Here is a 26384-nt window from a genome sequence, read left to right as displayed (position 1 = left end):
TGTGATGATCAGTCCTTAGAGCAGTGGCACCATCGACCGCCCTGCGTTCGTCAGATCGCGGACGAACGGCGCGGGGTCGTCGAGCCTGAGATAGTCGAACTGTGGCTGTTCGACGAGCGAGCGGGCGATGTCCCAGGTCGTTTCCGCTCCCGATGGCCGGGGGGTGAGGGGGTACTCCTCGCGGAGGACGCTGTGGAGGTGGACGGCCTCGCCGCGGAGCAGGTGGCTCGCTGTTCCCGGTTGATAGTCCTGTTCGGCGGTGACCGCGCCCTCGGTCGCCAGCTCCCAGAAATATTTGGGGTAATCGAGGCCGGCGTGAATGTCCATCGGCAGGCTGGAGGGGATTCGGGGGTTGATTTCCAGGAGGTTGAACTCGCCGTCGCTGTCGCGGATGAAGCCGACCGACGCCATCCCGGTGTAATCGAGTTCGTCCAACAGCGCGCGGCCCGCTTTCTCTAGGGCTGGCTCCTCGACAGCTTCGTGGTAGATACTCGGCCCGCGGCAGTACTTGTAGCCGCGAACCAGTTTCTTCTGGGAGGTGACGACCGCCTCGCCGTCGTCGTAGAGCCCGCGGAAACAGTACTCGGTGCCGTCGACGTAGGCCTGCGTGATCGGGACGTGATCCATCGCGTCGATGATCGCCTCGACGTCGGGCTCCTCGCCCGGTTCGAGGAAGATCGTCTTCGGCGGCGACCGGAACTCCCCCTCGGGCACCGATTCGGCGTTGTCGGCGGTGAGGATCGCGTGGCGGCCTTTGACGATCCGCTCGCGGTTCCAGTCCTCAACTTCGTCCAGCGGGATCGTTTCGGGAACCGACACGCCGGCGTCCTCGGCGGCCGCAAACAGCCGTTTTCGGTCGTGAATCCTGTTCAGACCGTCGGCCGTCGGCCAGAGGACGCCGACGTGCTCGGCGAACTCCTCGCGGCGTTCGGCAAGTACGTACACATCCGGCTCCCGAACCGGGACGATCGTGCCAACATCGTCGTTGGCAGCGAGCGTCAGGAGGGCGTCGGCGTAGCCGTCGAGGTCGGTTTGTGGCGATGGAACCCGGTATCGTTCGTCGCAGTGCCGCGAGCTAAACGACGGCGGTCGCTGTTTTTCCGAAACTGCCATCGTCGTATACCCCGCTTGCCCGAGGGAACGAATCACGCTGAGCGAGCCGCCGGTTCCGATTGCCGGCACGATCACTCTGTCGGCGTCCGTCTGTGACATGGTCGAAACGGGCACGAAGAGTGCTAAGTTATGGTTTGCTTACCACCCCGCGGTCGCCGCGATTTCCTCCGATTGCAGCCCCACCACTATCCCGGCAGCAACGCCGTAACCCGCGTTGGCAGCGGCAGCTTCGCCAGGATCTCGACGACCTCGTCGGTATCGACCGCACCGAGGGTGATCGCCAGCAGCGAAAAGGTACCGAGACCGACAACGGGGACAACCCCCAACGCGAGGAAGTCGGCGTCGATCAGTCGGCTGGTGCCGACGATGATGCCGCCGGCGAGAGCTGCCGTCAGGCCGATCCGGGCCGCCCGGAGATCCGCCACCGGGTCGTAGCCGAGGCGGCGGGAGGCCCACACGAGCAGGACGAACATCGAGCCGTAGGCGACGCTGGTCGCTGTCGCCGCGCCATTCATCCCGAACAGCGGGATGAGCGCGGCGTTCAAGCCGACGTTGAGCGCGGCCGCAACGCCGACGGCGGCGATGAGCACGCGGAGCTGCCCGGAGCCCTGACAGATCGCCTGCAGCGGGCGGGCGACCGCGAAGCCGACCGCCCCCGGCAGCAACAGCAACAGCGGTGTCGTTGCCACCGCGAAGGGCTCGCCGTAGTAGAGCGGAACGACCCGGTCGGCCAGCGTCCCGAGGCCGATCGCCATCAACACGACCAGCAGGGCTGTATAGCGGGTGATCCGACCGGCAAGTGCCGAGAGCTCGTCGTACCGGTTCTCGCTCCACAGCGTTGAACTTGAATGCAGCAGCAGGCCCTGAAGGACGATCGGCACAATCCAGATATACTCCGCCAGCGAGAGGGCGGCCTTGTAGTAGCCGGTCGCCTCGTCGCCGACGAGCGTGCGAACCATGATGACATCGACGTGAAACAGCGACATCACGAGCAACACGAGCACGATGTTGAGCCCATTAAACGAGAGAAATTCCCGATAGGGAAGTGAGTCGGGCAGGCTGAACAGCTCCCGCAGCGAGATCCGGCGGAGGATGACAGCCCCCGCGATGATCGCCGTCAGTGCGTTGGCGACGATGTGGCCGAGAAGCATCCCGACGACGCCCAACCCGCCCGCGACGAGCCCGATGCCGACGCCGACGGTGAGCCCCTTCTTCAGCACGCCAAGTGGGCCTTTGACCTGTTCGAAGCCGAAGCCGAGCAGCGAGTGCATCGACAACGCCCGGAACTGGCCGACGAAGACGAACCCCGCCAGCAGATAGAAGTAGCGCGTGAACCCCTCACCGACCCGTTCGGCGACGCCGAGATCCGTGACGACGAGGAGCACGCCGCTCCCGACGAGTGCCAACAGCAGGGCGACGCCGAGATAGAACTGCAGGACGCGCTCGATCCACGCCTCGGTGTCGCGCTCCTCGGCGAGAAACTTCTGGACGCCCTCGGTGATCGCCGCGCTGATCGGGATCATATACAGCGAGTACACCGAGAGCAACACGGCGTAATCGCCGTAGCTCGCCGGGCCTAACAGCCGTACGATCACGGGCGTCGAGACCACCGCCAGGATCGTCGTTATCAGCTTCGGGCCGAGCAGCGAGAGGAACCGCCGAAACAGCTGTGTCGTTCCCTTCATAACGAGTGCAACGAGTGGGTGGTCGTGGCTGTCGACGGTGGATACTCGGTCGTTGCCGACAGCGGACAGCCAGTCGTTGTCGACAGCGGGCCAGCTGTCGGGCGTAGCGATGGGCTCGCAGTGTGACTCGGCGGTGTGGTTGCACATTCGATCACGGTCTCACGGTCGAACCTGCCCCAAACCCACGGTTCGGGGCTCGGTACACACATTAGCTTCTCTAACCTCTCACCAGACTGTAGTTATAGCTTAACTACCACTATTACGCATGACACGAAACAGTTAATATTTACATCCTCTATATGAAATCAATGTCACGCGAATGTGTGTCGTCGACAGAGAGACAGACGGACGGCTCTGTCGTATACCAGTCTTCCTCTGATTCGACATCGGGCGACTCACTCAGTACGCGGGTTCTGATGGCACTTGATGAGATTCCGGGGTTCGACGCCGAACACGGCGATACGATCGTTTTCGATCATATCGACCTCGACGCGCTTGATGACCTGTTTGGCCCGATCAACGAGAGTCAGCGAACCGGTCAGGTGACCTTCCCTGTCGATGGTTACGAGGTAACCGCGACCGCTGACGGCGAGATCACGATCCGCGAATAACCCCGGCTTCGAGGGGAGATCTGTTCTCACAGCGTACGTTGTCGAGCGACCGCTTATGGTAAGGAAACGTTACTACTCCTGTAATCGATCGATGTAGCCACGTGAACAGCCCACAGGATCGATACCGCTCGGTCAGTATCGTGGGACAGTCGGTCACCATCGTGTCGTCACCCCGGCAGAACGGTTATTTCGGGTAGGAGAATCATACCGGGTATGGATGTCGTTCCACGCCCGAACCGACCGGTCAGAAACGGGCAACCGGCTACGACGGCCACGACTGCCACAGCACAGACCCACACCACACACGCCACGAACTGCTTGCTGACGCTGGTAGACACAAACTACCATGGCGGTCGGCACAGATGACCATGGACTCATCGCTCTCAGAGGCGTGGCAGGACGCGCCGCTTGACCCCGATCCCAACACCGATCTCGACTACGAGATCAAGCCGCTCACCGTGATCAAGACAGGCAACAGCGAGGGAAGCACCTACATGGTACTCCCCGGCGAGGAGGATCATCTCACCGACGAGGAGTTCATGGTTGTCGACCCCGGGAGTGTCTGTCTGCTCGACGAGTGTCGGTAACTGACCGCTCCTTGAGACGCGTCTGTGGCTGACTCCCCGACACGTCTGTGGTGCCTACTTGTCGCCGCCTTCGAGGAGCTCCGCCGGCAGGGACTGCTGTCGTTGTGTGTGCTGCCAGTACTGGATGGCCGCTGAGACGGCAAAGCTGAGCATGAGCATGATGCCCAACGGCAGTGTCGGGATCGCGGCGAAGACGGGCACGCCGAGTGAGGCCGGTACGAACAGGATACCGCCGATAGCCGCCAACACCAGATAGTGGAGCTGCCAGGGGTAAGTCGACTCGCTTGTCGGCGTGAGATAGGTGTCGATCTCCAGTGCGCGGTCGGTCAACGAGACCATCCCCTCGGCGTCGTCGTACTCGATGATGCCGGCCTCGTGGAGCTTCGGGAGGTGTGTCTGATACAGCGAGACGTAGACCCGTTTTTGCTGTTGGCGACTCAGCTCCTCGGGTGGGATCTCGTTTTCGAGGGCCGCGATCCGCTCGGCGATCTCCTGGACGGAGGCCGGCGCGCCGTACTCCCGGAGGTAGTACAACACCATCCGCCGGCGTGTGTTGCTGAGGATGTCGAAGACGAGATCCTGTGAGAGTTCCTCCGAGGCGGGTGGGTCAGTACTCATGAGGCGAATGTAGTCTCGTGTTCATGGCTCGGGGGGTCGATGGAAGTACGCTCATACCCCACAGAAACGGCCGTATTGGCTTTGTTACGCCGGAGCTACTGTGAGTACCGCTCTCATACTCTCGTCGCTGTGGCAGCTGAGACGATTCGCTGTCACGGGCGCGGCTGTGGGAAACGTATGCTGCTGCGGTGGCCAAAACCGGGGTGAGAACGCTCGTAGGGGAAGGATAACAAAGGCCCACCAGTGGCACAGCATAGACGACGCAGACGGACAGCCCACTCCCGAAGTCACGAATTACCACCTGTACGATCAACACATGCACCCGAACCATGCAGTACAATCAACACACTCTCCCAGAACCATGCAGCACGACCACACACCGCATCTGAACTATGCAGCACGACCAACACACTGTCTCAAAACCATGCATTACCAGCCTCGATCCGCTGTCGCCCCTCGCGGATCGACATTCCCTCGGGTGATTTCAAATGACAGAAGGATATCAATTATAATGGAAAATATCGAACTAACGCTATTGTACAAAAGACTTAACACACGTGTTACTAATAGAGGGGTAGGTGCAGCATCTGGGAACCTCATCCCCGCTACCAGAGAGATAACAGGGCGACCACCGATGTATCCCGCACACCACGTTCCCATGACCGGCCGACAGGAGACCAGCCATGCAGCAAAATAAGGCGATCGCTGAGGCGACACCGGCAGCCAGCAGCGACGCCAGTGCGTCGACCGATCCTGACCGGTCGGATGGCGGCGGGGTTACCGTTCCATGGACGAGCTTTGGTTCGACTTCATCTGACGATGAGACGAACTCGACGACCGATCCCGACGACAGCGCGGCAACGACCGGGCCCGACGATGAGACGAACTCAACGACCGGGCCCGACGACGAGCCAGCAGCCGACGACGCCGACGCCGCGGCCGAGACGGACGCGCCGCTGCCGCTGGATCAGGTGTTTGGCATCCTGAAAAACCAGCGTCGCCGTCGCGTGTTACGCATGCTCCAAGAGGCCGACGGGACGACCACGCTAAGCGATCTGGCCGAACAGATCGCCGCCTGGGAAAACGACAAGGAGGTCAAACAGATCACCTCCAGTGAGCGCAAGCGCGTCTACGTCGGGCTCTACCAGTGTCACCTCCCGAAGATGGACGACATGGGTGTTATCGACTTCAACAAACCCCGCGGGACGGTCGTCCTCGGCGACAACATGGAGGTCATGTACAACTACCTCGAAACCGCGACCGCCGACACGGAACCCGACTGGCACTACTACTCGATGTTCCTCTCGATGGGCGGCGCGGTCGCCCTCGGTACCGCGCTGCTCGCCACCCCGATGACAACGCTGCCGGTACTCGATGTTGCGGTCACCGGGCTGCTCGTCGCTTTTCTGGGATATGGGATCGTCTGTCTTCGGTGGGGCCAGACACACGACTGATTGTGCGCCCGGCTCCCACCGGCTGTCTGTTGGGTCGACCACCACACACGTTACTCAGGAGGATCGTTCAGCACGTTACTCAGGAGCGGCGGGTCGGGTGATCGCTGATCCCGTGTTGGCCCCCGGTGAAGGCGATCCATAACAAAGCCGCCGTCCGGCATCTGTCCTCTCAGTCGCGGGCGGTTCCGCGAACACGGAGGTACGAATGCATTACCCACTATCGATCGGAGTCAGACGGAGCGCGTGGATCGTTGAGGTGGCCGAATGAGCTGCGTTGTCGGTGAGGTGATCGGATGAGTCGTGCTGTCAGCGAGGTGGTCGGATGAGCCGCGTTGTCATCGGCGAAAACGCCACCATCGATGACGACACGACCATCGGCTACCAGTATGACACCGATGTCGGCCCAACTGTCGTCGGCACGGACGCCCGGATCAGGGCCGGCACACGAATCTATGCGGATGTGGCGATCGGCAACGAGTTCACCACCGGCCACGACGCGCTCGTCCGTGAGGACACCACCGTCGGCGATCGCGTCGTCCTCGGCACCCAGTCGGTGCTCGACGGCTCTGTGGCCGTCGGCAACGAGGTTAGCATCCAGACCGGCGTCTACGTCCCGCCGGAAACCGAGATCGGCGATCGCGTCTTTCTCGGCCCCAACGCCGTGTTAACGAACGACCCCTACCCGCTCCGACGTGAGGAGGATCTGGAGGGGCCGACACTGCACGCGGGCGTGTCGATCGGCGCGAACGCGACGATCCTCCCCGGCGTCACGGTCGGCGAAAACGCCTTCGTCGCCGCCGGCGCGGTCGTCACCGAGGACGTGCCGCCGTCGACGCTGGCGGTCGGCGTCCCGGCGACACACAAGCCGCTGCCGGCGGCACTCGACGGGGAGAACGTGATCGCATGATCCCGCTTGCCAACCCCGTCTTCGGTGCCGCCGAAGCCGACGCAGTCCAGGAGGTTCTCGACAGCGGGATGGTCGCCGACGGCCCCGAAGTCAGGGAATTCGAAGCCGAGTTCGCCGACTACTGCGGGGCCGCCCACGCGGTCGCCACCTCGAACGGGACGACCGCGCTGCACGCCGCGCTGGAGGCTCTCGGGATCGGCGACGGCGACCGCGTCGTAACGACGCCGCTGTCGTTTGTCGCCAGCGCGAACGCGATCCGGGTGGCCGGCGCGCGACCCATCTTTGCCGACATCGACCCCGCAACCTACAATCTCGATCCGGCAGCGACCGAGCGCGCCGTCCGCGAGATCGACGCCGACGCGATCCTGGCCGTCCATCTCTACGGGCTGCCCGCCGACATGGCCGCCCTCCGCGATATCGCCGACGACGCGGGAATCCCACTCATTGAGGATGCCGCTCAGGCCCACGGCGCGACCTACGTGGGCAAGCCGGTCGGAACCCTCGGCGACGCCGCGGCCTTCTCGTTTTACCCGACCAAGAACATGACCACCGGCGAGGGCGGGATGGTGGTGACCGATCGAGAGGCGGTCGCCGACCCCGCGGCGAGTTTCTGCAACCACGGCCGAACCGACGAGGGCGGGTACGCCCACGAACGCGTCGGCCACAACTTCCGGATGACGAGTCTCGCGGCCGCGATCGGCCGCGTCCAGCTCGACCGCCTCCCCGGGTGGATCGACGACCGCCGTGGCAACGCCCGGCGGCTGACCGACGGGCTGGCCGGCGTCGACGCGGTGACAACGCCACACGAGCCCGACGACCGGAGCCACGCCTACCACCAGTACACGGTTCGGACGCCCGACCGCGATCGCCTCCAGGAGGGGCTCGCCGAGGCCGGTGTCGACTCGGGGGTGTACTACCCGACGCCGATCCACCAGCTTGCGGCCTACGAGGACTTCGACGTGCGCGCACCGGTCGCCGAAACCGCCGCCGAGGAGGTGGTGTCGCTGCCGGTACATCCCGCCCTGAGCGACGACGACATCGATCGGATCGTCGAGGCAACACGGCGTGTCGCAGCCGGGCTCACCGTATGAGCGGCCGCCGACCGACGGCAGCGAGAGGCCGCTGATGTGGCCGTGGGAACACGCCGCCGTCGGCTATCTGTTGTACTCGCTGTGGACACGAGCCCGCACCCGCGATCCGCCGAGTGATCTCGCGGCCGTCGCCGTGTTGTTCGGGACACTGCTCCCTGATCTGATCGACAAGCCGCTGTCGTGGGGGCTCGGCGTGTTTCAAACCGGGTACGCCATCGGTCACTCGGTGTTTGTTGCGGCTCCGGTCGGGGTTGCTGTCGGCCTGCTTGCGGCTCGAACCGATCGCCGGCGTGTCGGGGTCGCCTTTGTCGTCGGCTACTGGGCCCATCTCGCTGGCGACGTGCTGAATCCGCTTCGGAACGGGAACCCACCGAGCGTCGATCCCGTGCTCTGGCCGGCCGTGATCGGGCCCCCCTACGAGGAGTCGCTTGGCCTCGGTCGCGGCCTCATGTACTTCGGCGACCTCTTCGAGTCGCTTCAGACGGTCGATTCGGTCACGCTCATCGTCGCCTACCTCCTTATCCCGCTGGCGGCGATCGCGGTCTGGATCGCCGACGGGCTGCCGGGGTTCGCGCTTCTTGGCCGGCTTAGACGATGGCTTCGAACCGAGTAACCCTGGAGACGGGATCGACAACGTCAGAGACAGGATCGATAACGCCGACGGCGGAACCGACAATGCCGACGGCGGGATCCACGAAGTCGACGGCGACATCGACAACGCCGACAGCAGGATTTTCCGACGGGTAGTGACACGGTGGCTATCGATAAGCTACCTATTACTACGCCCGTTTGCCGCCTCCGAACCGATGGAATGGCTGAACGAGCTACCAACAACAACACCGACCCTCCCGGCGAGATCGAGTTCACCTACCGGTGGTATCGGCGGTTTCTCCATGAGCTTCGGGCCAGCGGCTATCGGTTCCGATCGTTTTCGGAATCCCCTGGCCACGGCGATATCGTGTTGCGACACGATGTCGATCTCTCGGTTGACGCCGCCGTTACGATGGCCCACATCGAGGCCGATCTCGGGATCGAATCGACCTACTGCGTGCTGCTCACGTCGCCGCTGTACAATCCAAACGAGGCGACCCACCGGGCGGCACTCCGGGAGATCGAATCGCTGGGCCACGACGTAGCCCTGCATTTCAGCACCCACCAGTATTGGCCCGCCGCGGAGCCGCCGTCGACCGCCGAGATCGAACAGCGCGTGAGCGAGGAGCAGTCGACGCTCGAATCGATCGTTTCGCCGAGCGCGACGGTCTCGTTTCACCGGCCGCCGTCGTGGGTGCTCGGCCGCGAGTTCGAGGCGTTTCGCAGCACCTACGCGCCGGCGTTTTTCGAGGATATCGGCTACGTCGCCGACTCCAGCCAGCGGTGGCGCGAGGAGCCGCCGTCGATCGATTCCTTTCCCGAGCGGGCACAGCTGCTCACACACCCGGGGCTGTGGGGCCGCACTGACGCCTCCTTCGCCGACCGGATCGCGGCGGCGACCGACGCGGCCGCCAGCCACGCCGACCACACCGCCCGCGAGCAGTTCCTCGATGGAGGGATCGCCTGATGGCCCCACGAGCGCACACACGGAGGTCGATCTATGTATAGAGAGCTGACTGTCGGCGTCGTCATCCCCGCCTACAACGAGGAAGGGTTCGTCGGCAGCGTCATCGATGACCTCCCCGAGTTTATCGATCGCGCCTACGTCGTCGAGGACGGAAGCACCGACGACACATGGGCCGAAATCTGCGAGCACGCCGAGGCTCGCAACGCCGCCCACGACGGCCATTTCGAGGAACTGATCGTCCCGATCCAACACGAGGAAAACCGCGGGGTCGGCGGCGCGATCAAGACCGGCTACCAGCGCGCCCGCGAGGAGGAGATCGACGTAACAGCCGTCCTCGGCGGCGACGACCAGATGGATCCCGAGGTGCTCACGCGGTATCTCGACCCCATCGCCGACGGCGTCGCCGACTACACGAAGGGCAACCGGTTTGCCCGCCCCGAGGACTGGGCGGCGATGCCACGGTTCCGCCTACTGGGGAATGTGATCCTCTCGTATCTAACCAAGATCGCCAGCGGCTACTGGGGGTCGATGGACTCCCAGAACGGCTACACTGCGATCTCGCTGCATGCACTCGAAACGACCGACATCGACGGGATGTACGAGTATTACGGCTACTGTAACGATCTGCTCGTCCGGCTCAACGCCGCGGGCGTCCGGATCGCCGACGTGCCGCGATCCTCGGAGTATGCCTACACCGAGGGCTGGAAAAGCCACATCGACTACACCGAGTACATCCCGCGCGTCTCGGCGATGCTGCTGGGGAGCTTTGCGTGGCGACTCCGCCGGAAATACCTCATGACGAGCTACAACCCGGTCGCGCCGCTGTACGCTATCGGCACGGCCGTCACCGGGCTCGGGGGTGCCGGACTGCTAAAATCCCTTGTCGACCGCGACGACGACAGCGGATCGTGGCTGATTGCGACCGTGATCGGCGTGTTGACGCTGCTGTATGCGACGGTCGCCGATCAGGCCGCCAACACGGAGCTGGAAGCCCATCTCGATCCCAATGAAACCGATGAAAGCGACGTGACAGCCGACGAAGCGGCCGACGAACCCGACACCGGGGTCGACGATGCCGAAACCGACACCGCTGTTGACCACGCCAGCACCAACGCCGCAGTCGACGACGCCACCGCAATCGACGACACCAGCACCGACACACCGGTCGATGCCGACGATATCCCGCTCCTCGCCAACGAGAACGGCGAGGGGAGCGAGATCGAGACGGCGACCGACGACCCAAGCGGCGAAACGGCGGTGGAGGAGTAATGTCCCAACAGACAACCGGATCGGATGACACCGATCTCACGGTGCTCATGACGGGTGCGGGCGCGCCCGGTGCTGCCGGCATCATCCGCAGCCTGCGGGCGACCGACGAGCGGTCGATCCACATCGTCGGCGTCGACATGGACAGCGAGGCCTACGGCTTCGCGCTTGTCGACGAGTACGCCACGGTGCCGGCGGGCGATGCTGACGGCTATATCCCGCGGATGATCGCCCTCGCCAACCGCGTCGACGCCGACGTGATCCTCCCGCTGACGACCGCGGAGGTCGAGCCGCTGGCCGCGGCCCGCGACCGCTTCGATGCGACGGTGATGGTGTCTGACCGCGAGGCACTTTCGGTCGCCAACGACAAGGGCAGCCTCTATTCGTTCCTCGACCGCGAGGGGTTCGACGCCGCCCCCGACTACCGCCGTGTCGACACAGAGTCGGCGTTTCTCACGGCTGTCGACACGCTGGGGTATCCCGACCGCCCGGTCTGTTTCAAGCCGCCGGTCGCAAGCGGGATGCGCGGCTTTCGGGTTCTTGACGAGGACGGCGATCGGCTCACCCGGCTGCTTGAGTCGAAACCGGATTCGGCGGTGACAACGCTGGCGGAGGTGCGGCCGATCCTCACCTCGGCCGAGGAGTTCCCCGAGCTGGCGGTGATGGAGTACCTGCCCGGCGATGAGTACAGCGTCGACGTGGTGGCGATGGGTGACTCCGTCGGCCCGGTGATCCCGCGATCCCGCCAGCGAACACGCGCCGGCATCTCCTTTGCGGGGACGGTCGAACGCCGCGAGGAGCTGATCGAGACCGCGACGGAGATCTGCCAACAGCTTGGTCTCCGGTACAACGTCAACATCCAGTTCAAATACGATGGCGACGGCACCCCGAAGGTCATCGAGATCAATCCGCGTGTTGCGGGCACCATCATCATGGGTGTCGCCGCGGGCGCGAACATGCCGTATCTCGCCGTGAAACACGCCCTCGGGGAGCCCCTGCCGTCGGTTGACGTGCAGTGGGGCACCCGGATGGCGCGCTACTGGCAGGAGCTGTTCCGAACGCCCGACGGCGAGCCCTACCATTTCGGCTCGACAGCCGAGCGCAAACGGCAGGTGGAGGCCCGATGAGCGACCCACACACCGTTTGGTTCGATCTCGACGACACGCTGTATCCGTATGCCCGCTACGCGCGAGCCGGCCTCGCCGCGGCCGCCGACCATATCGAGGCCGAAACCGGGCAGGGGTACCACGATGAGCTGCTGGAGATCTACTTCCGGGACGGCATCACGCAGGGCACCTTCGACGAGCTCGTCGATCGCCACGACCTCCCGGGCGGGGTTGTCGACGACGCGATCGAGGCGTTCCACAGCAGCACGACGCCGCTGGAACCGTACGCCGACACCGAGGCCGTCCTCGACGCACTCCGCGAGGAGTACCGGCTCGGGGTGATCACGGACGGTCGCGGCGGCCACGCCAAGCTGGAGCGGCTCGGCCTCGCCGACCGCTTCGAGACGGTCGTTGTCACCGCCGAGCTCGACCGATCGAAAGCCGATCCGCGGGTGTTCGAACACGCCTTCGCCGAGCTGTCGGCCGCTCCGTGGTCGGCGGTCTACGTCGGCGACGACCCGCGAATCGATTTCCGGCTGCCGAACGCCTTCGGGATGTCGACGGTGCGGCTCCGCCGCGGCCGGTACAGCGACCTCGAACCGGCCGGCGAGCGGTTCGAACCGGACGCCGAGATCGCAACACTCGACGAGCTCCCGGCTGTTCTTCCCGAGATGGGCGCGTCGAAACGATCCGCGAAAACAATCGAGCGTGAACAATGAGCGACGATTGGGATGAGATCAGCTACGTGATCTCCTCGTCGTACCGCGTCGAAGTCCTCCAGCGGCTTGCGGACTCGCCGGCAACCCCCTCACAGATCGCAACCGATACAGACCGGCCGACGACACACATCTCCCGCGCGCTCCAGGGGTTGCGCGAACACGGGCTTGTCGAGCTGTTGGTCTCCGAGGAACGCCAGAAGGGCCGGGTCTATGGGATCACCGAGCGCGGGACGACGATCTGGGAGACGATCGAAGCGCAGAATCTTGCGTAGCCGGCGGCGTCTTTTTGTGGTCGGTTTGATCGGTTTGATCGGTTTGATCGGTTCGATTGATTCGACCGGTTCGATTCGATTGATTCGATCGGTTCGACCGGTTCGATTGGTTCGTCTGCTTGGTTCTACAAACCCTGGGCATCGATACAGCGAGATCGATCCGAGGTGAGTTTCGTGGTGGTGTTTCAGCCGCGTCGCGCCTGGGAACGCGACGCGTCGCTCCGCTGGTATTGATCTGACCCCTCAGAAAAAGCGGCGAAGCCGCCGTGTTCACTCGGTTTCGGCGGTTTCCTCGTCGTCAGGGATGAGTAGCTCGGGATCCCGTTCGTAGGAGGGGGTATCGAGGAACTCGGCGATGCGTTGTCGGTCGCTGTCGGATAGGAACTCCGTCATCGCTTCTTGCTACGCGCTTCGGGTGGTTAGTAATGAAATCCCTACAGCGATCGCAACGGCTGTGACGATCGGAAGCCATCTGTTGTCAGCGTATCGAACTATCCGGGCCAGTTGGCGACAGAGCTACGACAAATAGTATCTAAATCGATAGGTGGTTCGACGCCGAACCGACGATGGTTCGACACCGATTCACGGGCGGGTCGAATCGGGTTGTACACCGACAGCACGCCAGAGGTCGCCTCTTGCGGTGAGTTTGACCAGCTTGACGGAGATCTTCGTCGCCCGCTCGACCCGACTCAACACGGCTTGGATCTCCGGTGTTGCATGGTCGACGACCTGAAACGTTCGGCGGCCGTCCAGTGATTCCAGCGTCAGCGCGCCGGCACTGTTCATCGGCGACCGGACGGTAACGATCCCCCGCAGCACCTGCTGTTCCGGCATGGTTTCAGTCACACCATACCAGCCCGTATCGGTCGTTCGGTCATCCGTCACATCCCGCAGCTTGGTACTCGAAGTTGTCCCCATATACGAGGGCTCACAGATCAATAACTTTGTTATATACCTGCTACGCGCCATTCGGCGACAGTACGGAGCACCTACTAATCGGCCCAAACAGGCGTAGCGTGTGGCTAAAGCCAAACATATTCAGGCTCAGATACCCCCACAAAAACCATGTTTGGAACAAGCGGTATCCGCGGGCCGATCGGTGAGACTGTGACCGCCGATCTCGCGGTCGCCGTCGGGCGGGCGGTCGCAACTGATGGAGCCGAGACGGTCGTTATCGGGCGCGATGCCCGCGATTCCGGGCGGTTTCTGGTTGACGCCGCCGCCGCCGGCTGCTGTGAGTGCGGCGCGGACGTGATCGATCTCGGCCTCGCGGCGACGCCAACGGTTGCCCGCAGCATCGCGCGGCTGAACGCCGACGCCGGGATCGCCGTGACGGCCTCACACAACCCACCGGAAGACAACGGGCTGAAGCTCTGGACGCCCTCCGGGCAAGCCTTCGACACTGACCGGCGTGAGCAGATCACCGAGATTATCGAGACCGACAGCTTCGCGTTCGCGCCGTGGGATGGCTCCGGCGAGCGACGCCGCGATCGGGGTGCCGACGCGGCCCACAGTCGGGCGGTCATCGAGGCGATCGGTGAGGACGCAACCGCGGCGATGGACGGGCTGGAAGTCGTCGTCGATGTCGGCAACGGCGTTGGAAGTGTCACCGCCACCGCCCTCGGCGAGCTCGGGGTCGACGTGACAACGCTCAACGCCCAGCCCGACGGCTCGTTCCCCGGCCGGCCGAGCGAGCCGACCGCCGAGACGCTGACCGCACTCTGCGGGCAGGTCGCGGCGGGCGACGCCGCCCTCGGGATCGCCCACGACGGCGATGCCGACCGGATGGTCGCCGTCGACGAGACCGGCGCGTTCGTCCCGAAGGACGTGTTGCTCGCGCTGTTTGCCCGCCACGCGGTCGCCACCGCTGGCGGCGGTGTCGTCGCCGCGCCGGTCGACACCAGCCTCTGTGTCGATGATGCGATCGCCGATCTCGGCGGGCGTGTCACCCGGACACAGGTCGGCGACGTGTTTGTCGCCGAGGCCGCAACACGCGATGAGGTTGTCTTCGGCGGCGAACCCTCGGGGGCGTGGATCTGGCCCGACGAAACGCTGTGTCCCGACGGCTCGCTGGCGGCCGCAAAGCTCACCGCGTTGGTCGCCACAGCGGGCTCGCTTGCCGACCAGGTCGCTTCCGTTGCACAGTACCCGATCCGCCGGGAGAGCATCGAGGTCGACGACAAAGCCGGCGTGATGAACCGCGTCGCCGACGGGCTAGCCGCCGACTACGAGGATGTGACGACGACCGACGGCGTCCGGGTCGAGACCGACAGCGGCTGGCTGTTGGTTCGGCCAAGCGGCACCCAGCCGCTGATCCGGGTGACCGCCGAAGCCCGGAGCGACGACGCGGCCGACACGCTGCTCGCCGACGCGATCGACCGTGTGGACGCTGCGACCGCGTAGGCACCACGTTGCGTCGGCACCACGTCGCGCTCCGCGTGATTCGAGCACCCGTCGAGCTGCTTGAGCACTCGCGGCACTGCTGTTGACACGCGCTGTGTGACAGCATGATCGCTGGGACACTGCCTCACTATCACGGTGAAAAACGAGGGGGTAGGAGGCCGACCACCGGTGGTCGGCAGAGCCGAAGCGGGGAGGGGGAGGGGGTGGGTGGTGGGGGGAGAGGCGTTCCGACAACGCCCTGTAGCGACGAGTGAGCGGATATGATCGCTATCGATCGCTACAGCCGTACCAACCGCGAGAAACGATGTAGTTATTCGTTGCCTACACACCCACACGACCCGGTTGATACTGCATCTGAAGCGTGACAGCAGTCAGACGAAGGGGAATGTCAGATCCCGAGCCACTCGTCGCTCCGAACCTGATACCCGTTTGTCCGACAGAATTTCGCCGCCTGTCGGCGGACATCCCGGGAGCGTGGGAGCTGTTCGTTGGTGTGAATCCACTCAACGATCCAGTCGCTGATGGCTTCGACCCCTTCATCGTTGTCGTCGGCGTCAATGGCTTTGAGCGCCTGGAAGGTCTTCTCGTAGGCCTTGCGCTGTGTCCAGCTGAACTCCACATTCGACAGCGTCTTGCTGGCTTCCACGACCGGCTTCATCGCCGCGGCAACGGCCGGTCGCTGTACCTGCACCCGGACGGCGGTTGGGGAATCGAAGGTCTCCCCGGCTGTCTCGGGGAGGAGTGCGTCGACGCTGTAGCTCCCGTCGACGGACTGGAGCTCATGATCGCCGATCGCCGCGACGAGTTCTGCGCCAGTCGCCGGGAAGCGTACTGCTTCGAGCTCCGTCTCGAATTCGGCGAGCACGTCGGGGGGTACCGCCGGCTCGGTTTCGCCCCATCGTTCCAGCTCTGTGGCGGTGTCTCGATTTTGTTGCCGTCGCTCGGCATCGTGGCCTTGCTTGTCTCGATCGCGTTTTTTGTCTGCCATACGTTGTTTGGGTCTCCTGTCGACTCGTTCTGTGATCGATACGCCGTTCGTTCAACGGTACTATCAGCGATCAAAATCGGGTGTGTCGGCTATCCAAGTTCAGCCGACAGCGTGCGTTTTGCAACCTTGCGCCTCCGGCGTAGAACCCTGCGATCCCCAGGGAGAACGAAACGGGGTGACCGAGGCCGCGGGTTCGTCCGGCGAGTGAGCTGTTGGTTAGCTTCCGTTGTCGGTCAGATTGTCACCGTTGGTCAGATTGTCACCGTTGGTCAGGTTATCACCGTTCGTGTCGTTGACGGCTGGTTCTTCGGTCACGTTATCCGGCTCGTCGGTGACGTTGTCCGCCGGTTCCTCCGTGTCATTGACCGGCTCCTCGGTCTCATTCTCTGTCGGTTCATCGGTCTCGTTTTCGGCCGGCTCCTCGGCATCATCGTCTTCCTCTGGGTCTTCGGCCTCTTCACCCTCGACGATGTAGTCGCTGGCGATATCGAGTACCTCATCGCGCGACCGCGCTTCGTCGATCACGTTCGGGAAGCCGGTCTCGTTGGTGATCGTCCGCAGGAATGAGGCGTGTCGGGCCTCGACGCTGTGAATGCCGAGTGCGGGTGGGAGAAGCTCTTCGGCTTCGATATCCGGGGCCGCACCCGCGTACGCTGAGACACCAACGTCCTCAAGTTGGGCTGCCGTCCCGAGGAACGCCATCGGGTACTCCACGGCGATCCCGAAGTCGAAGGCGGGTTCCTCGATCGGCTCGCCGCCGAGTGCCTCGATCGCATCGATGAGCGTCTCGATGTGCTGTTCTTCGTGCTGTTGGATCGTTTGGATCTCGTCGAACAACCGCTCCTGCAGCGGGCTGTCTTCGGGCACCGCCGGACAGCTACAGAGGCGTTCCTCGCCGATCGTCTCAAGGCCCTCCGCGTAAAACCGGGCTTCGAGATACTCTAGGGTCAGCGCGTAGTTGAGGATCGCCACGTCGTCCTCGAAGTCGTTTTCGATCGGTTGATCGTCCTCTTCTTCGTCTTCTTCGGCTTGCCCGACCGCCGGTCCGATGAGCGCGCTTCCGGCGGCGACGCCGGCCGCGCCGACCATGAACTGCCGTCGGGTGTTGCCGAGCAATCCCGTGTCGGTCCGTTCGTCGTTGTCAGTTGGATTCACCACACTCTCCCCCACCATCGGGCGGGAGTTTGTTATAGAGCTGCTTGCATGCGGTTCGCTCGGCTTACAGTGAGCGACCAGCGACGCGCTGTCGACACCCGTCGCGTCCGGAGTCGGCTCCCGGCGTGTGGTAGGTTCGGCTGTCGGTGGCGTAACTGTATCGTAGCTGGTACGTAGTCGCCGGCTTCGGGGCGCGGCGGTGCTCCCACGTCGATCCAGCGGCACCGACCAGCCCCACAGCGACCGATCTCCGGAGCCAGCCGTCGACAGCGGGCTCCCACGATAGAGCTGTCAACGATCGCGTCTTTCTGGCGGCTCTCATCGGTAGTCGCTGTATAGCAAACCACCAGCCACGCGATCGATCGACCATGCAGGTAGTCATCCTCGCTGCCGGACGTGGCACGCGTATGGGCCCGCTCACCGAATCGATGCCGAAACCACTGCTGCCCGTGGCCGGACAACCGCTTGTGGGTGGTGTCGCCGACGCCGCCGTCACCGCGGGGGCCGACGAGCTCGTTGTCACCGTCGGCTTCGGCGGCGAGCAGATCCGCGAGGCGATCGGCGACGAGTATCGCGGTGTTCCGGTTCAGTACGCCGAACAGCAGGCCCAACGCGGTACCGCCGACGCGCTGGCCGCCGCTGCCGACGCCATCGACGACGACTTTGCCGTGTTGAACGGTGATTCGATCTACGAGCCGGCGGATCTGGCGGCTCTTTTCGGGTCGGTGCCGCAGGTCGGGGCGGTTCGCGTCGACAATCCCTCGGAGTACGGCGTTCTCGAAACCGACGACGGCGTCGTCACCGCGGTACGCGAAAAGCCCGACAATCCACAGTCGAACCTGGTCAACGCCGGTGCCTACAGCCTGCCGGCCGACGCCGTCGAGCTGCTTGACGTGCCGGAAAGCGAGCGCGGCGAGTACGAGCTCACCGATGTGTTGGAGCGGCTCATCGAGCGCGATCGCCTCCGGGCGACCGTCTTCGAGACGTGGCTGGATGTCGGCCGGCCCTGGGAGCTGCTGGCGGCGAACGAACGCCGGCTCCCCGGCCCGGCGGCCACGGCAGCCACGCCCGATGGCGGTGCGGTGGTTGGCGACGAACAGGGCCGTCACGCCCCCGAGCTGATCGCCGCCGACGCTGAGATCCATCCGGACGCGACGATCCGCGGCGACGTAGTCATCGAGTCGGGCGTCTCCGTCGGGCCGGGCGTCGTCATCGAGGGGCCGACACGGCTCCAGGCTGGCAGCTCGGTCGGGCCGAACGCCTACGTTCGCGGGGCGACGCTGGTCGGCGAGAACGCCCACGTCGGCCATGCCGTCGAGATCAAAAACAGTGTGCTGATGGCCGACACCTCGGTCGGTCACCTCTCGTACATCGGCGACAGCGTCCTCGCTCGCGGCGTCAACCTCGGTGCCGGCACCAACATCGCCAACCTCAGACACGACGATGAGCCCGTCGCGCTCACGGTCAAAGGCGATCGGGTCTCGACGGGTCGCCGGAAGTTCGGGGCGGTGTTGGGGCCGAACGTCGCCACCGGCATCCAGACCGGGATCAACCCCGGTGTCACGCTGTCGGCGGGGGCGCGAACCGACCCCGGCGAGATCGTTCGGCGGGATCGATAGCGATCGTCAGACGGGATCGATAGCGGTCAATCGCCCGATTTTGGATCCGTTAGTTATCGCTCGCTCGCCACGTGGTGAGCGTCTCACTGTCGTGGTGGTTCGACTCCCGTTGCGCCGCATCACCCTGTGAGAGCTCGCGGCGCGGGCGACAGTTCAGACAGCCGTGCACCGTTTTCCCGATGCCGAATACGCGGACGAACTGTTGGCTGACGGCGGTGCCACACCGGCTGCATTGGCGGCTGTGATCCGTGTCGTGGTCTGCCATACACGCGGTGGTCGAAGCCGACTGTGGTAAGTACAATCCGGCTACCCACCGGTAGCTACAGGCTACGCCGATCCCGCGGCGACCGAGTCACCGCTGTCGATGGAACGCCGAGGGGCTCGGATACGACGACAGCGACGGTGTTTGCTCCTGTTCGGCCTCGGTCGGCTCGGCCTGCGGTGAGCCGGTCGGCTGCAGTCGCGCGACCGACTCCCCACCGACGAACACCCGCTCGACGGTCGGCGTCGGATCGGGATCGACGACAAGTAGATCCGCGCGGGCCCCCGCCTCGATCCGGCCGCGGTCGGTGAGCCCGACGGCGTCAGCGGGGTTTCGGGTAACACGATTAACCCGTGTCGACAGCGACTCCCCGGTGTCGACAAAGGGTGCGGCCAGCAGCGACGGCGGGTGGTAGTCCGCACAGAGCACGTCGACACAGCCGGCGTCGATCGCGGTGTCGGCGGCCAGATTATCCCAGAGACTCCCGCCGCGCAGGAGGTTCGGCGCGCCCATCACGGTCGTCAGCCCGCGGGCGTCGGCCCGCCTGATCGCATCCAGCGTCAGCGGGTACTCGCTGATCGTGACGCCGTGGTCGGCCATCCGATCGACTGCGGCCGGCGATGCATCATCGTGGGAGGCGACCGGAACACCCGCCCGGGCGGCGAGGTCGACGATGCGTTCGACCCGGTCGTCGCGGCTGGTCGGATCGGCCGACGCCCGCTGTCGGGCGAGGCGGGCGACGCCGTCGGCCGACCAGTTGCGATCCTCGATGTAGTGTCGCTCGAAGCTGTCGTCGTCGTACTGTCCGTCGCCCGGGGCGTGGTGCATCACCGACAGCAGATCGACGCCGACCGAACCGACGGCCTCGGTGACCGCGGTGACGCTTTCGTCGCTCAGCTCACACCGAGCGTGGAGGCGGTTGTCGCCCAAGGTGTATGTTGCCTGGCTGATCTCGGTGGCGAGTGCCGAGGCGGTCGCCAGACTCCGGCCGTCATCGGGGGCTTCCTCGAAGGCGACGGCGTGGAACTTTGTCGTGACCCCGTTGAGGAGGTTGGTTCGGTCGGCGGTCGTCAGCGCGGTGCGGGGTTGTACCGCCGCACCGGCCCGCGGCGAGTGGTGGTGCTCGATATCATCGCCGTGGAGATCGATGAGTCCCGGCATAACGAGCCGGCCGTCAGCGTCGATCGTGCGGGCACGAGAGAGGGTGGTGTCCGGTGTCGCCCCGACCTGTGCGATCCGGTCGCCGGTCAGGATGACGCGGCCGTCGTCCAGACATCGGGTCGGTGTGACGACCCGTGCGTTGCGGATCTCGGTGATCTTGCTCATCGGTGGGCCACCCGTCGATCGCGGTCGGTTCGGGTCGGCGATAGCTGCCCGGGTGGTGACGCGGTACACATACCGTCGTCGTTGCGCCGATGATCGCTTTGTTAGGCGGTGTCGTCACCGGTTTTCATACGCTGGGAACGACCGTAGTAGCGGACTACTGGCCCGCAGTCGGCGGGTATCACGGGATCAATCCCCGAGTATCGGTCGACAGGTGAGCGGGGCCGGTACGGTGATCATACCTTCACGGCCGGCTGGCATCGATCCCGGTATGCTCTCACAACGCATCGCGTGTCTGGTGACGATCGGCGTGGTCGTTCTCTCGGTCGTCGGACTCCCCGGCGTGGCGGCCGACCCGACCGCAAGCGACGGGTTTGTGATCGAGCGGTTCGACGCCCCCGAGACGGTTACGGCCGGCGACACTGTCGTCGTCAACGCAACCGTGCGCAACACCGGCACCGAACCCGACAGCCAACAGATCCACCTCAAAAACCCCGACGACGAGATCGTCGACTCGGTCGCCGGGCCGCCGCTGACGCTGGCTCCCGGCGAAACCGAGACCGTCCGACTCGTCTGGCAGCCAACCGCGGCCGACATCGGGAACGGCTCCATCAGCGTCCAGAGCGACGACGACTACCCACACCGATCGTTGACGGTGGTGGCCCCACCCCCCACCGAGATGACAGTCGGATCTGTCAACTCGACGGTGACCGTCGGCGAGCCCCTCAGCGTCCCGATCAGCGTCGAGAACACGGGCGAGACGACCGCAACCCCTGATATCTGGATCGCTCTCAACGGCTCGACGGCGACCAACCGAACGGTGAGCGTCGCCCCTGGCGAGACGGTTCACACCGAGCTGACCTGGATGCCAACGGCCGACGAGATCGGTTCGTGGAGGCTGACCGCCGGCACCGACGCACCCACTACCAACCCCACCAACGCTACCCTCACCGACCGCATGGTCACCGTTGTCTCGTCGGCGTCGAACGAGAGTGATGACGCGGCGTCGACCAACGAGGGGTCGGCCAGCGATTCGAGCGGCGGGGTTCCGCCGAACGTGGCTGACCGGCTCCGCGCTCCGATCACGGACGGCACCGCGACCTTCCCCGGCGGAGATATCCGACAGGTCGCGTTCGCGGCTGACGACGTTGCCGGCGATGTCGTTGCCACACGCTTCAAGCATCGGCCGGCGGAGGTCGAGGGCCTTGCCGACGCCGTCGGCTACTACCGGGTCTCGGTTCCCGAGGCGGCGGCCGATCGCAACGCGACGATCCGATTGCAGCTTTCAACGCGGACGCTCGGCACCACAGAGGGTCAGGCCATCGGGGTGAGCCACTGGAACGGCACCGCGTGGGAACCGCTCCCGACAACGGCGTCAGCGACCGACGACGGCATGGCGATCTCGGTCGATACCGAGCGGTTTTCGGTGTTTGCGGTGACGGTTGCGGAGCCGGCCGCCACCACGAATACGCCGACAGATGACGACGAATCGGCCGAAAACGCGACCGAGGATCCGGGGTCGTCAAGCGAGCAGCCCACCAGGGCGGCGTCGGCGGCCGTCCCCTTCCTGCGTGTCGGCGGCGGGCTGGTGCTGCTGTTCGGTGTGGTGGGTCTGTTGATGGGGACGCGCCGGCGGTTCCGCGGCGCGTAAGCGGTCGCCCAGGGTTGTGCGTTGAATCGGTTGCGGCGTTGCATCGGCCGGGGCGTTGACTCGGCTGGGGGGCTTCTTTCGCGTTTCACCCACCCCGACGACTGCTGTATCTTTTTGCGTCCTGCGGGTGATCGCCACGTATGGACGCGTTTTCGACGATGCTGCTGGTGACGACGGGATCGGGGCTTGTCACCGGGCTCGGCGCGGTGCCGATCCTGTTCGGTGCCCGCGTCAGCCACCGCAGCTACGATGCCGCACTCGGGCTTGCCGGCGGGATCATGATCGCCGCGGCCGTCTTCGGACTCATCATCCCTGGAACGGAGCAGGGCGCGCTGTGGCAGGTGATGGTCGGCGTGCTCATCGGCGGCTTTGTGCTGTTGGTCGGCAACAGCGTGATCCCCCACGTCCACGCGGAGTACCAGCGGTGGCGCGGCCACGGCGGCGCGGCCGACGGCAACCCCTCGATAGACGACCGGCTCCGGCGGGCGGTGCTTATCGGCGGGGCGATCACGCTCCACAACGCCCCCGAGGGGTTGGCGATGGGGATCGCCTTCGCCTCCGGGCTCGAAGAGGTGGCGTTCGTCCTCGCCGTGGTGATCGGGCTACAGAACATCCCTGACGGCTTCGCGTTCGCGGTGCCGGTGAGCCAATCCGGTGTCTCGACGCTGAAGGTTATCATCTACACGACGCTGTCGGGAACCGTCCCGCAGGTGGTGGCGTCGCTGTTCGGGTTTGCTCTCGTCGCGGTCGCCCAGGGTGTGTTCCCTGTCGCCGCCGGGGTTGCCGCCGGTGCGATGTTCGCGGTGGTGTTCCGGGAGATGGTGCCGTCGAGTCACGGGCACGGCTACGCCGACGTGGCGACCGCGGCGTTTCTTGTGGGCTTCGTGCTGTTGGTCGTCGTCGACGCCGTAATCGGGGGGTGAGCTGCTGGTTTTCTACTCGTTCAGGTATTCGGGTCACGAATGGGGAGCAACCCCTGAGCCATGAGCCGGCGGGCGATCACCACGAACCCGTTTCCGAACCCCTCACCGAAGACAGCCTGTTCGTCTTTTGATTCCGGCCTGATCGAACTCACCAGGATCGACGCGCGATCGACCAACAGCAGCCGACCGATCGACGTATCATCCTCGGTGTCGGTTTCGCCGTGTAACCACTCCAACCCCGAGACAAACGTTGTGGCGGCCGGCACGGCTGCTTGAATCTCGGCTTGGAGCGACGGCGTCAACGCGCCGACGATCACCTCGATGTCGTCGTCGACCCCGGTGAGCGTCTCGACGAGATCCGCCGTCAACAGCGATTCGTCGCCGATGACGAGGACGATCTCGTCGCTTGCGGCCTCGATGAGCTGCTCCGTTCGGTTCTCGATCGCATCCTGGCCGGACAGCGTCCAGACCTCTTGGATCGACGACTCGTCATCGTCGTCGATCGTCTCGACCGTTGTGAGAGCGTCGTGGAGGCGATCAACGCGCTCCTCGTACTGATCGCGGAGCGTGGCGGTTGCCTCATCCAAGGAGACCGCGCGAAACTGCTGTGGGCTCGAATGCTGGATCTCAACCAACCCCTGGGCCTCAAGCACGCGTATCGCATCGTAGATCCGCGTGCGAGGCACCTCCGTGAGTTCGCTGAGCTTCTTCGCGGTGCCCGTGTTGAGACGGGTCAACCCAACAAAACATCGCGCCTCGTACTCCTTCAAGCCGAGCTGTTGGAGCACCTCGATCGCCTCCTCTTTGTTTGTGTCTGTATCCATGTGTCCCAACCTCCTAGGAAACCCTAGGCGTATCATTCGGATTAGTGCCGTGTCGCTTAGGTGTTGTGACTCCCCCAGTGACGACCAGCTGCATCGAATACATGAGCCACTGATTTGTGGGTGTTTCGGGCGATTTTGTCGTGTCCTGCTCCACTGCTGTGTTTTGATCACAGTTACACACGACAAAAATGGCAGGTTTTCTGACAGAAATTCGGCAGACCCTCTGCGGGCTCGGATGCAAGTATTGTCACCCGATTAATCACAAAAAACATATACCAACAGAGGATGAAGTATTCTACCGGCACACAGTCAAGTTCCGTGTCCCAACCACTGCACTGTCTGTGTGCCTTTCCGGTCACCTCGCGTGGCCGGTATTGTCCGACCGGCCTACCGATACCACAATGAGTACCGATCAGACCGATGATCCGCGGTTCGCCGCGGTCGAACAGCTTGAATGGTTCGGGTTGAGCGGCTACGCCGCACGGACGTTCGTCGCGCTGGCGAGTCTCGGCACCGGGACAGCGCGGGCGATAAGCGAAGTGTCAGAGGTACCACGCACCCGAGTGTACGATGCGATAGACGAGCTACACGATTGGGGGCTCGTCGATATCCAACAATCCTCTCCCAAGGAGTTCTGGGCGATCTCAGCCGAAACTGTGGGTCGGACGTTCGAACACGAGTTTCAACAGCATGCCAACCGCCTCCGAACCGCACTGGACGACCTCGAACCCGTCGACCACCGGGCCGAACAGCGCGGCGTCTGGACGGTCGATGGCGAGACGGCGATCACCACCCGTATTCTGGAGTTTTTCGAGGGCGCGGACGACGAGATCGTCTACATGACCGTCGAGGAGCTTCTCACCGAGGAGATCCTTGAGGGGTTGGCGGCGGCCGCAGACCGGGGCGTCTCGATCAAACTCGGCGGCGTCTCACAACCCGTCCAGGATCGCATTCAGGATGTCATCCCGGAGGCGACGCTGTTCGAGTCGCTGTGGGTGTGGTCGGAGACGGCCGCCGGCCGGCTCATGATGGTTGATGGGACACAAACGCTTGTGAGCGCGCGTGTCACCGATGCGGCAGCGACCCCGGCGTCCCCACGGTCGGAGACGGCGATCTGGGGGATGGGCAACTCGAACAGCCTTGTCGTGATCCTGCGGGCGATCTTCACCTGGCGACTTGAGGCGGTCACCTCCGAGTAGCGAGCCGACACGACAATAGATAGATGAACCAGAACCAACACAACTCGTCTCCCTCCACGAGGCGGTGGGAACGATGACGCCGGAGCGGAATGGCTCCGAAACACCATCAGCGACGGCCCAGACGATCCGGGCCGACTACGACTGGACAGCCATCCAGCCAAGTACCGCCGTTATCGAGACGGTCGCGGTCGCTTTGGATCAGGAACCAACGGCAACCCAACCGCTGTACGAGGCAGTCGATCCCGACGCGCTAAACACGCTCATCCGGTCGGCTGACCCAGATCCAGCGGGCGACGACGTGACTGTGACGTTCCGCTTTGCGGGACTGTCGGTGACTGTTCAGGCGAGCGGTGCGGTGGTCGCTCGACCCGAGGAGTCACGCTCGGCTGTCGACTGAATGGAATTTCCCGGAACGACGGACGGAGTCGGCTGGAATGATGAGCGAAGTTGATCAAAACGACGAGCGGAGTTGTTCAAAACGACGGGCGGCTCGGTCAGTGGTGTGTCTGCGGTAGCTCTATCGGGAGACCGTCTAACACGCGTTCTATCCGTTCATCGGGGTGATACGTGATCGTTCCCTGGTCGTGGTTGTGGTCGATGAGGCCGTGACCCGCTAACTTTGGGAGGTGGGTGTGGGTGAGTTGCATGGTGAGCTGCGTCCGAGTCAGCTGTCGGTCACCGCTTGGTTCGGCCTGATACAACTGCTCGACGAGGGTATCGATCCGCACCGTGTGGGTGTCGCTGTGCCGAACGTATGCAAGAATCTGCCGTCGGTGTCGGTTAGCGACGAGCTTGAGGATGGTATCCAGACTGTCGTTGCTCATCATACTCCTTATTTTGCCCTCAGCGTTCATTAACCCGTGATCTTTTCACAATCTGTGAGGTTTTGATAATTCGAGTAACAGTACGCTGGCGTGTCTCCGCCGTCGTACTCCCGAAACCTTGTTGGGGAGCGATCCCCGAGCCGCTGGTAGCTGCGGGGGTCGCTGCTGGGAACCGCCGAGGATTTCGAATTTCGAAACGTAGATACGGATCTCGCAACCTTTCGTC

Annotated in this window: 28 protein-coding genes; 17 read left to right on the top strand and 11 right to left on the bottom strand. The window is 64.2% G+C overall.

What is annotated here, in order from left to right; translation table 11 throughout:
• Positions 1 to 15 precede the first annotated feature (15 nt).
• Both EWF95_RS07030 and EWF95_RS07025 read right to left on the bottom strand, forming a co-directional pair.
• On the bottom strand, positions 16 to 1212 hold the full coding sequence (locus EWF95_RS07030) for a carboxylate--amine ligase (RefSeq protein ID WP_142443366.1): 1197 nt from the start codon (positions 1210 to 1212) through the stop codon (positions 16 to 18).
• 86 nt (positions 1213 to 1298) lie between these two features.
• Complete coding sequence (locus EWF95_RS07025; protein ID WP_221886624.1) at positions 1299 to 2945, bottom strand: oligosaccharide flippase family protein; 1647 nt, start codon at positions 2943 to 2945, stop codon at positions 1299 to 1301.
• Positions 2946 to 3097: 152 nt separating this feature from the next.
• Between EWF95_RS07025 and EWF95_RS13830 the strand changes: the two genes are divergently transcribed.
• Together EWF95_RS13830 and EWF95_RS07015 are read left to right on the top strand one after the other, a co-directional pair.
• Positions 3098 to 3409 carry a HalOD1 output domain-containing protein gene (locus tag EWF95_RS13830; RefSeq protein ID WP_321167591.1) on the top strand — a complete coding sequence of 104 codons (312 nt, stop codon included), beginning with the start codon at positions 3098 to 3100 and terminating at the stop codon, positions 3407 to 3409.
• A gap of 368 nt (positions 3410 to 3777) precedes the next feature.
• On the top strand, positions 3778 to 3996 hold the full coding sequence (locus tag EWF95_RS07015) for a hypothetical protein (RefSeq protein ID WP_142443364.1): 219 nt from the start codon (positions 3778 to 3780) through the stop codon (positions 3994 to 3996).
• A gap of 54 nt (positions 3997 to 4050) precedes the next feature.
• On the opposite strand, the gene EWF95_RS07010 is transcribed toward EWF95_RS07015, so the two are convergent.
• Positions 4051 to 4614, bottom strand: coding sequence for a DUF7344 domain-containing protein (locus tag EWF95_RS07010; protein ID WP_142443363.1), 564 nt, complete (start codon positions 4612 to 4614; stop codon positions 4051 to 4053).
• Positions 4615 to 5297: 683 nt separating this feature from the next.
• Between EWF95_RS07010 and EWF95_RS07005 the strand changes: the two genes are divergently transcribed.
• The 9 genes from EWF95_RS07005 to EWF95_RS06965 all read left to right on the top strand — a co-directional run bounded on the left by EWF95_RS07005 (position 5298) and on the right by EWF95_RS06965 (position 12987).
• The gene (locus EWF95_RS07005; protein ID WP_142443362.1) at positions 5298 to 6068 is read left to right on the top strand and encodes a DUF7344 domain-containing protein; all 771 of its coding nucleotides are present in this window, start codon (positions 5298 to 5300) and stop codon (positions 6066 to 6068) included.
• A gap of 322 nt (positions 6069 to 6390) precedes the next feature.
• Positions 6391 to 6975, top strand: a complete 585-nt coding sequence (locus EWF95_RS07000; RefSeq protein ID WP_142443361.1) for an acyltransferase — start codon at positions 6391 to 6393, stop codon at positions 6973 to 6975.
• Complete coding sequence (locus EWF95_RS06995) at positions 6972 to 8066, top strand: DegT/DnrJ/EryC1/StrS family aminotransferase (protein ID WP_142443360.1); 1095 nt, start codon at positions 6972 to 6974, stop codon at positions 8064 to 8066. Before EWF95_RS07000 ends, EWF95_RS06995 begins: the two co-directional genes overlap by 4 nt.
• The gene (locus EWF95_RS06990; protein ID WP_221886623.1) at positions 8041 to 8679 is read left to right on the top strand and encodes a metal-dependent hydrolase; all 639 of its coding nucleotides are present in this window, start codon (positions 8041 to 8043) and stop codon (positions 8677 to 8679) included. The genes EWF95_RS06995 and EWF95_RS06990 overlap by 26 nt, the downstream gene beginning before the upstream one ends.
• Before the next feature lie 198 nt (positions 8680 to 8877).
• On the top strand, positions 8878 to 9624 hold the full coding sequence (locus EWF95_RS06985) for a hypothetical protein (protein ID WP_142443359.1): 747 nt from the start codon (positions 8878 to 8880) through the stop codon (positions 9622 to 9624).
• 33 nt (positions 9625 to 9657) lie between these two features.
• Entirely contained in the window at positions 9658 to 10893 is a 1236-nt protein-coding gene (locus tag EWF95_RS06980) for a glycosyltransferase family 2 protein (RefSeq protein WP_142443358.1), read from the top strand.
• Positions 10893 to 12017, top strand: coding sequence for an ATP-grasp domain-containing protein (locus tag EWF95_RS06975; protein ID WP_142443357.1), 1125 nt, complete (start codon positions 10893 to 10895; stop codon positions 12015 to 12017). Before EWF95_RS06980 ends, EWF95_RS06975 begins: the two co-directional genes overlap by 1 nt.
• Positions 12014 to 12715 carry an HAD family hydrolase gene (locus tag EWF95_RS06970; protein WP_142443356.1) on the top strand — a complete coding sequence of 234 codons (702 nt, stop codon included), beginning with the start codon at positions 12014 to 12016 and terminating at the stop codon, positions 12713 to 12715. The genes EWF95_RS06975 and EWF95_RS06970 overlap by 4 nt, the downstream gene beginning before the upstream one ends.
• A complete protein-coding gene (locus tag EWF95_RS06965; protein WP_142443355.1) occupies positions 12712 to 12987 on the top strand; it encodes a winged helix-turn-helix domain-containing protein in 276 nt (91 codons plus the stop codon). The genes EWF95_RS06970 and EWF95_RS06965 overlap by 4 nt, the downstream gene beginning before the upstream one ends.
• A 270-nt stretch (positions 12988 to 13257) precedes the next feature.
• Here the strand turns inward: EWF95_RS06965 and EWF95_RS13825 are convergent, their stop codons facing one another.
• Together EWF95_RS13825 and EWF95_RS06960 are read right to left on the bottom strand one after the other, a co-directional pair.
• Positions 13258 to 13380, bottom strand: a complete 123-nt coding sequence (locus EWF95_RS13825; RefSeq protein ID WP_281285196.1) for a hypothetical protein — start codon at positions 13378 to 13380, stop codon at positions 13258 to 13260.
• Between the two features lie 189 nt (positions 13381 to 13569).
• Positions 13570 to 13872, bottom strand: a complete 303-nt coding sequence (locus tag EWF95_RS06960) for a hypothetical protein (RefSeq protein ID WP_185911730.1) — start codon at positions 13870 to 13872, stop codon at positions 13570 to 13572.
• A gap of 180 nt (positions 13873 to 14052) precedes the next feature.
• Here EWF95_RS06960 and glmM point away from each other — a divergent pair, with 180 nt between their 5' ends.
• Positions 14053 to 15390, top strand: coding sequence for a phosphoglucosamine mutase (gene glmM, locus EWF95_RS06955; RefSeq protein ID WP_142443353.1), 1338 nt, complete (start codon positions 14053 to 14055; stop codon positions 15388 to 15390).
• A 388-nt stretch (positions 15391 to 15778) separates the two neighbouring features.
• Here glmM and EWF95_RS06950 read toward each other — a convergent pair whose 3' ends face one another.
• Both EWF95_RS06950 and EWF95_RS06945 read right to left on the bottom strand, forming a co-directional pair.
• Positions 15779 to 16378: a DUF5789 family protein gene (locus EWF95_RS06950; RefSeq protein WP_142443352.1), complete on the bottom strand. Its 600-nt coding sequence runs from the start codon at positions 16376 to 16378 to the stop codon at positions 15779 to 15781.
• 216 nt (positions 16379 to 16594) lie between these two features.
• Positions 16595 to 17533 carry a ferritin-like domain-containing protein gene (locus EWF95_RS06945; RefSeq protein ID WP_246055649.1) on the bottom strand — a complete coding sequence of 313 codons (939 nt, stop codon included), beginning with the start codon at positions 17531 to 17533 and terminating at the stop codon, positions 16595 to 16597.
• 368 nt (positions 17534 to 17901) lie between these two features.
• On the opposite strand from EWF95_RS06945, the gene EWF95_RS06940 reads away from it, so the two are divergent.
• Positions 17902 to 19152, top strand: a complete 1251-nt coding sequence (locus EWF95_RS06940; RefSeq protein ID WP_142443350.1) for a sugar phosphate nucleotidyltransferase — start codon at positions 17902 to 17904, stop codon at positions 19150 to 19152.
• 49 nt (positions 19153 to 19201) lie between these two features.
• Here the strand turns inward: EWF95_RS06940 and EWF95_RS06935 are convergent, their stop codons facing one another.
• Positions 19202 to 19417 carry a DUF7563 family protein gene (locus EWF95_RS06935; protein ID WP_142443349.1) on the bottom strand — a complete coding sequence of 72 codons (216 nt, stop codon included), beginning with the start codon at positions 19415 to 19417 and terminating at the stop codon, positions 19202 to 19204.
• A gap of 87 nt (positions 19418 to 19504) precedes the next feature.
• Positions 19505 to 20740, bottom strand: a complete 1236-nt coding sequence (locus EWF95_RS06930; RefSeq protein ID WP_142443348.1) for an alpha-D-ribose 1-methylphosphonate 5-triphosphate diphosphatase — start codon at positions 20738 to 20740, stop codon at positions 19505 to 19507.
• A gap of 268 nt (positions 20741 to 21008) precedes the next feature.
• Between EWF95_RS06930 and EWF95_RS06925 the strand changes: the two genes are divergently transcribed.
• Positions 21009 to 22388 carry a CARDB domain-containing protein gene (locus EWF95_RS06925; RefSeq protein WP_142443347.1) on the top strand — a complete coding sequence of 460 codons (1380 nt, stop codon included), beginning with the start codon at positions 21009 to 21011 and terminating at the stop codon, positions 22386 to 22388.
• A 140-nt stretch (positions 22389 to 22528) separates the two neighbouring features.
• A complete protein-coding gene (locus tag EWF95_RS06920; protein ID WP_142443346.1) occupies positions 22529 to 23311 on the top strand; it encodes a ZIP family metal transporter in 783 nt (260 codons plus the stop codon).
• Between the two features lie 20 nt (positions 23312 to 23331).
• On the opposite strand, the gene EWF95_RS06915 is transcribed toward EWF95_RS06920, so the two are convergent.
• The gene (locus EWF95_RS06915) at positions 23332 to 24135 is read right to left on the bottom strand and encodes a TrmB family transcriptional regulator (protein ID WP_142443345.1); all 804 of its coding nucleotides are present in this window, start codon (positions 24133 to 24135) and stop codon (positions 23332 to 23334) included.
• A 401-nt stretch (positions 24136 to 24536) separates the two neighbouring features.
• On the opposite strand from EWF95_RS06915, the gene EWF95_RS06910 reads away from it, so the two are divergent.
• Positions 24537 to 25334: a TrmB family transcriptional regulator gene (locus tag EWF95_RS06910; protein WP_142443344.1), complete on the top strand. Its 798-nt coding sequence runs from the start codon at positions 24537 to 24539 to the stop codon at positions 25332 to 25334.
• Between the two features lie 73 nt (positions 25335 to 25407).
• A complete protein-coding gene (locus EWF95_RS06905; RefSeq protein ID WP_142443343.1) occupies positions 25408 to 25731 on the top strand; it encodes a HalOD1 output domain-containing protein in 324 nt (107 codons plus the stop codon).
• Between the two features lie 97 nt (positions 25732 to 25828).
• Here EWF95_RS06905 and EWF95_RS06900 read toward each other — a convergent pair whose 3' ends face one another.
• Positions 25829 to 26188 (bottom strand): DUF7344 domain-containing protein, encoded by a 360-nt coding sequence (locus tag EWF95_RS06900; protein ID WP_185911729.1) that lies wholly within the window; start codon positions 26186 to 26188, stop codon positions 25829 to 25831.
• Between the last annotated feature and the right edge of the window lie 196 nt (positions 26189 to 26384).

The sequence above is a fragment of the Halonotius roseus genome (assembly GCF_006861655.1).
GTDB classification, from domain to species: Archaea; Halobacteriota; Halobacteria; order Halobacteriales; family Haloferacaceae; genus Halonotius; species Halonotius roseus.
This window is presented reverse-complemented; position numbering and strand designations above follow the sequence as displayed.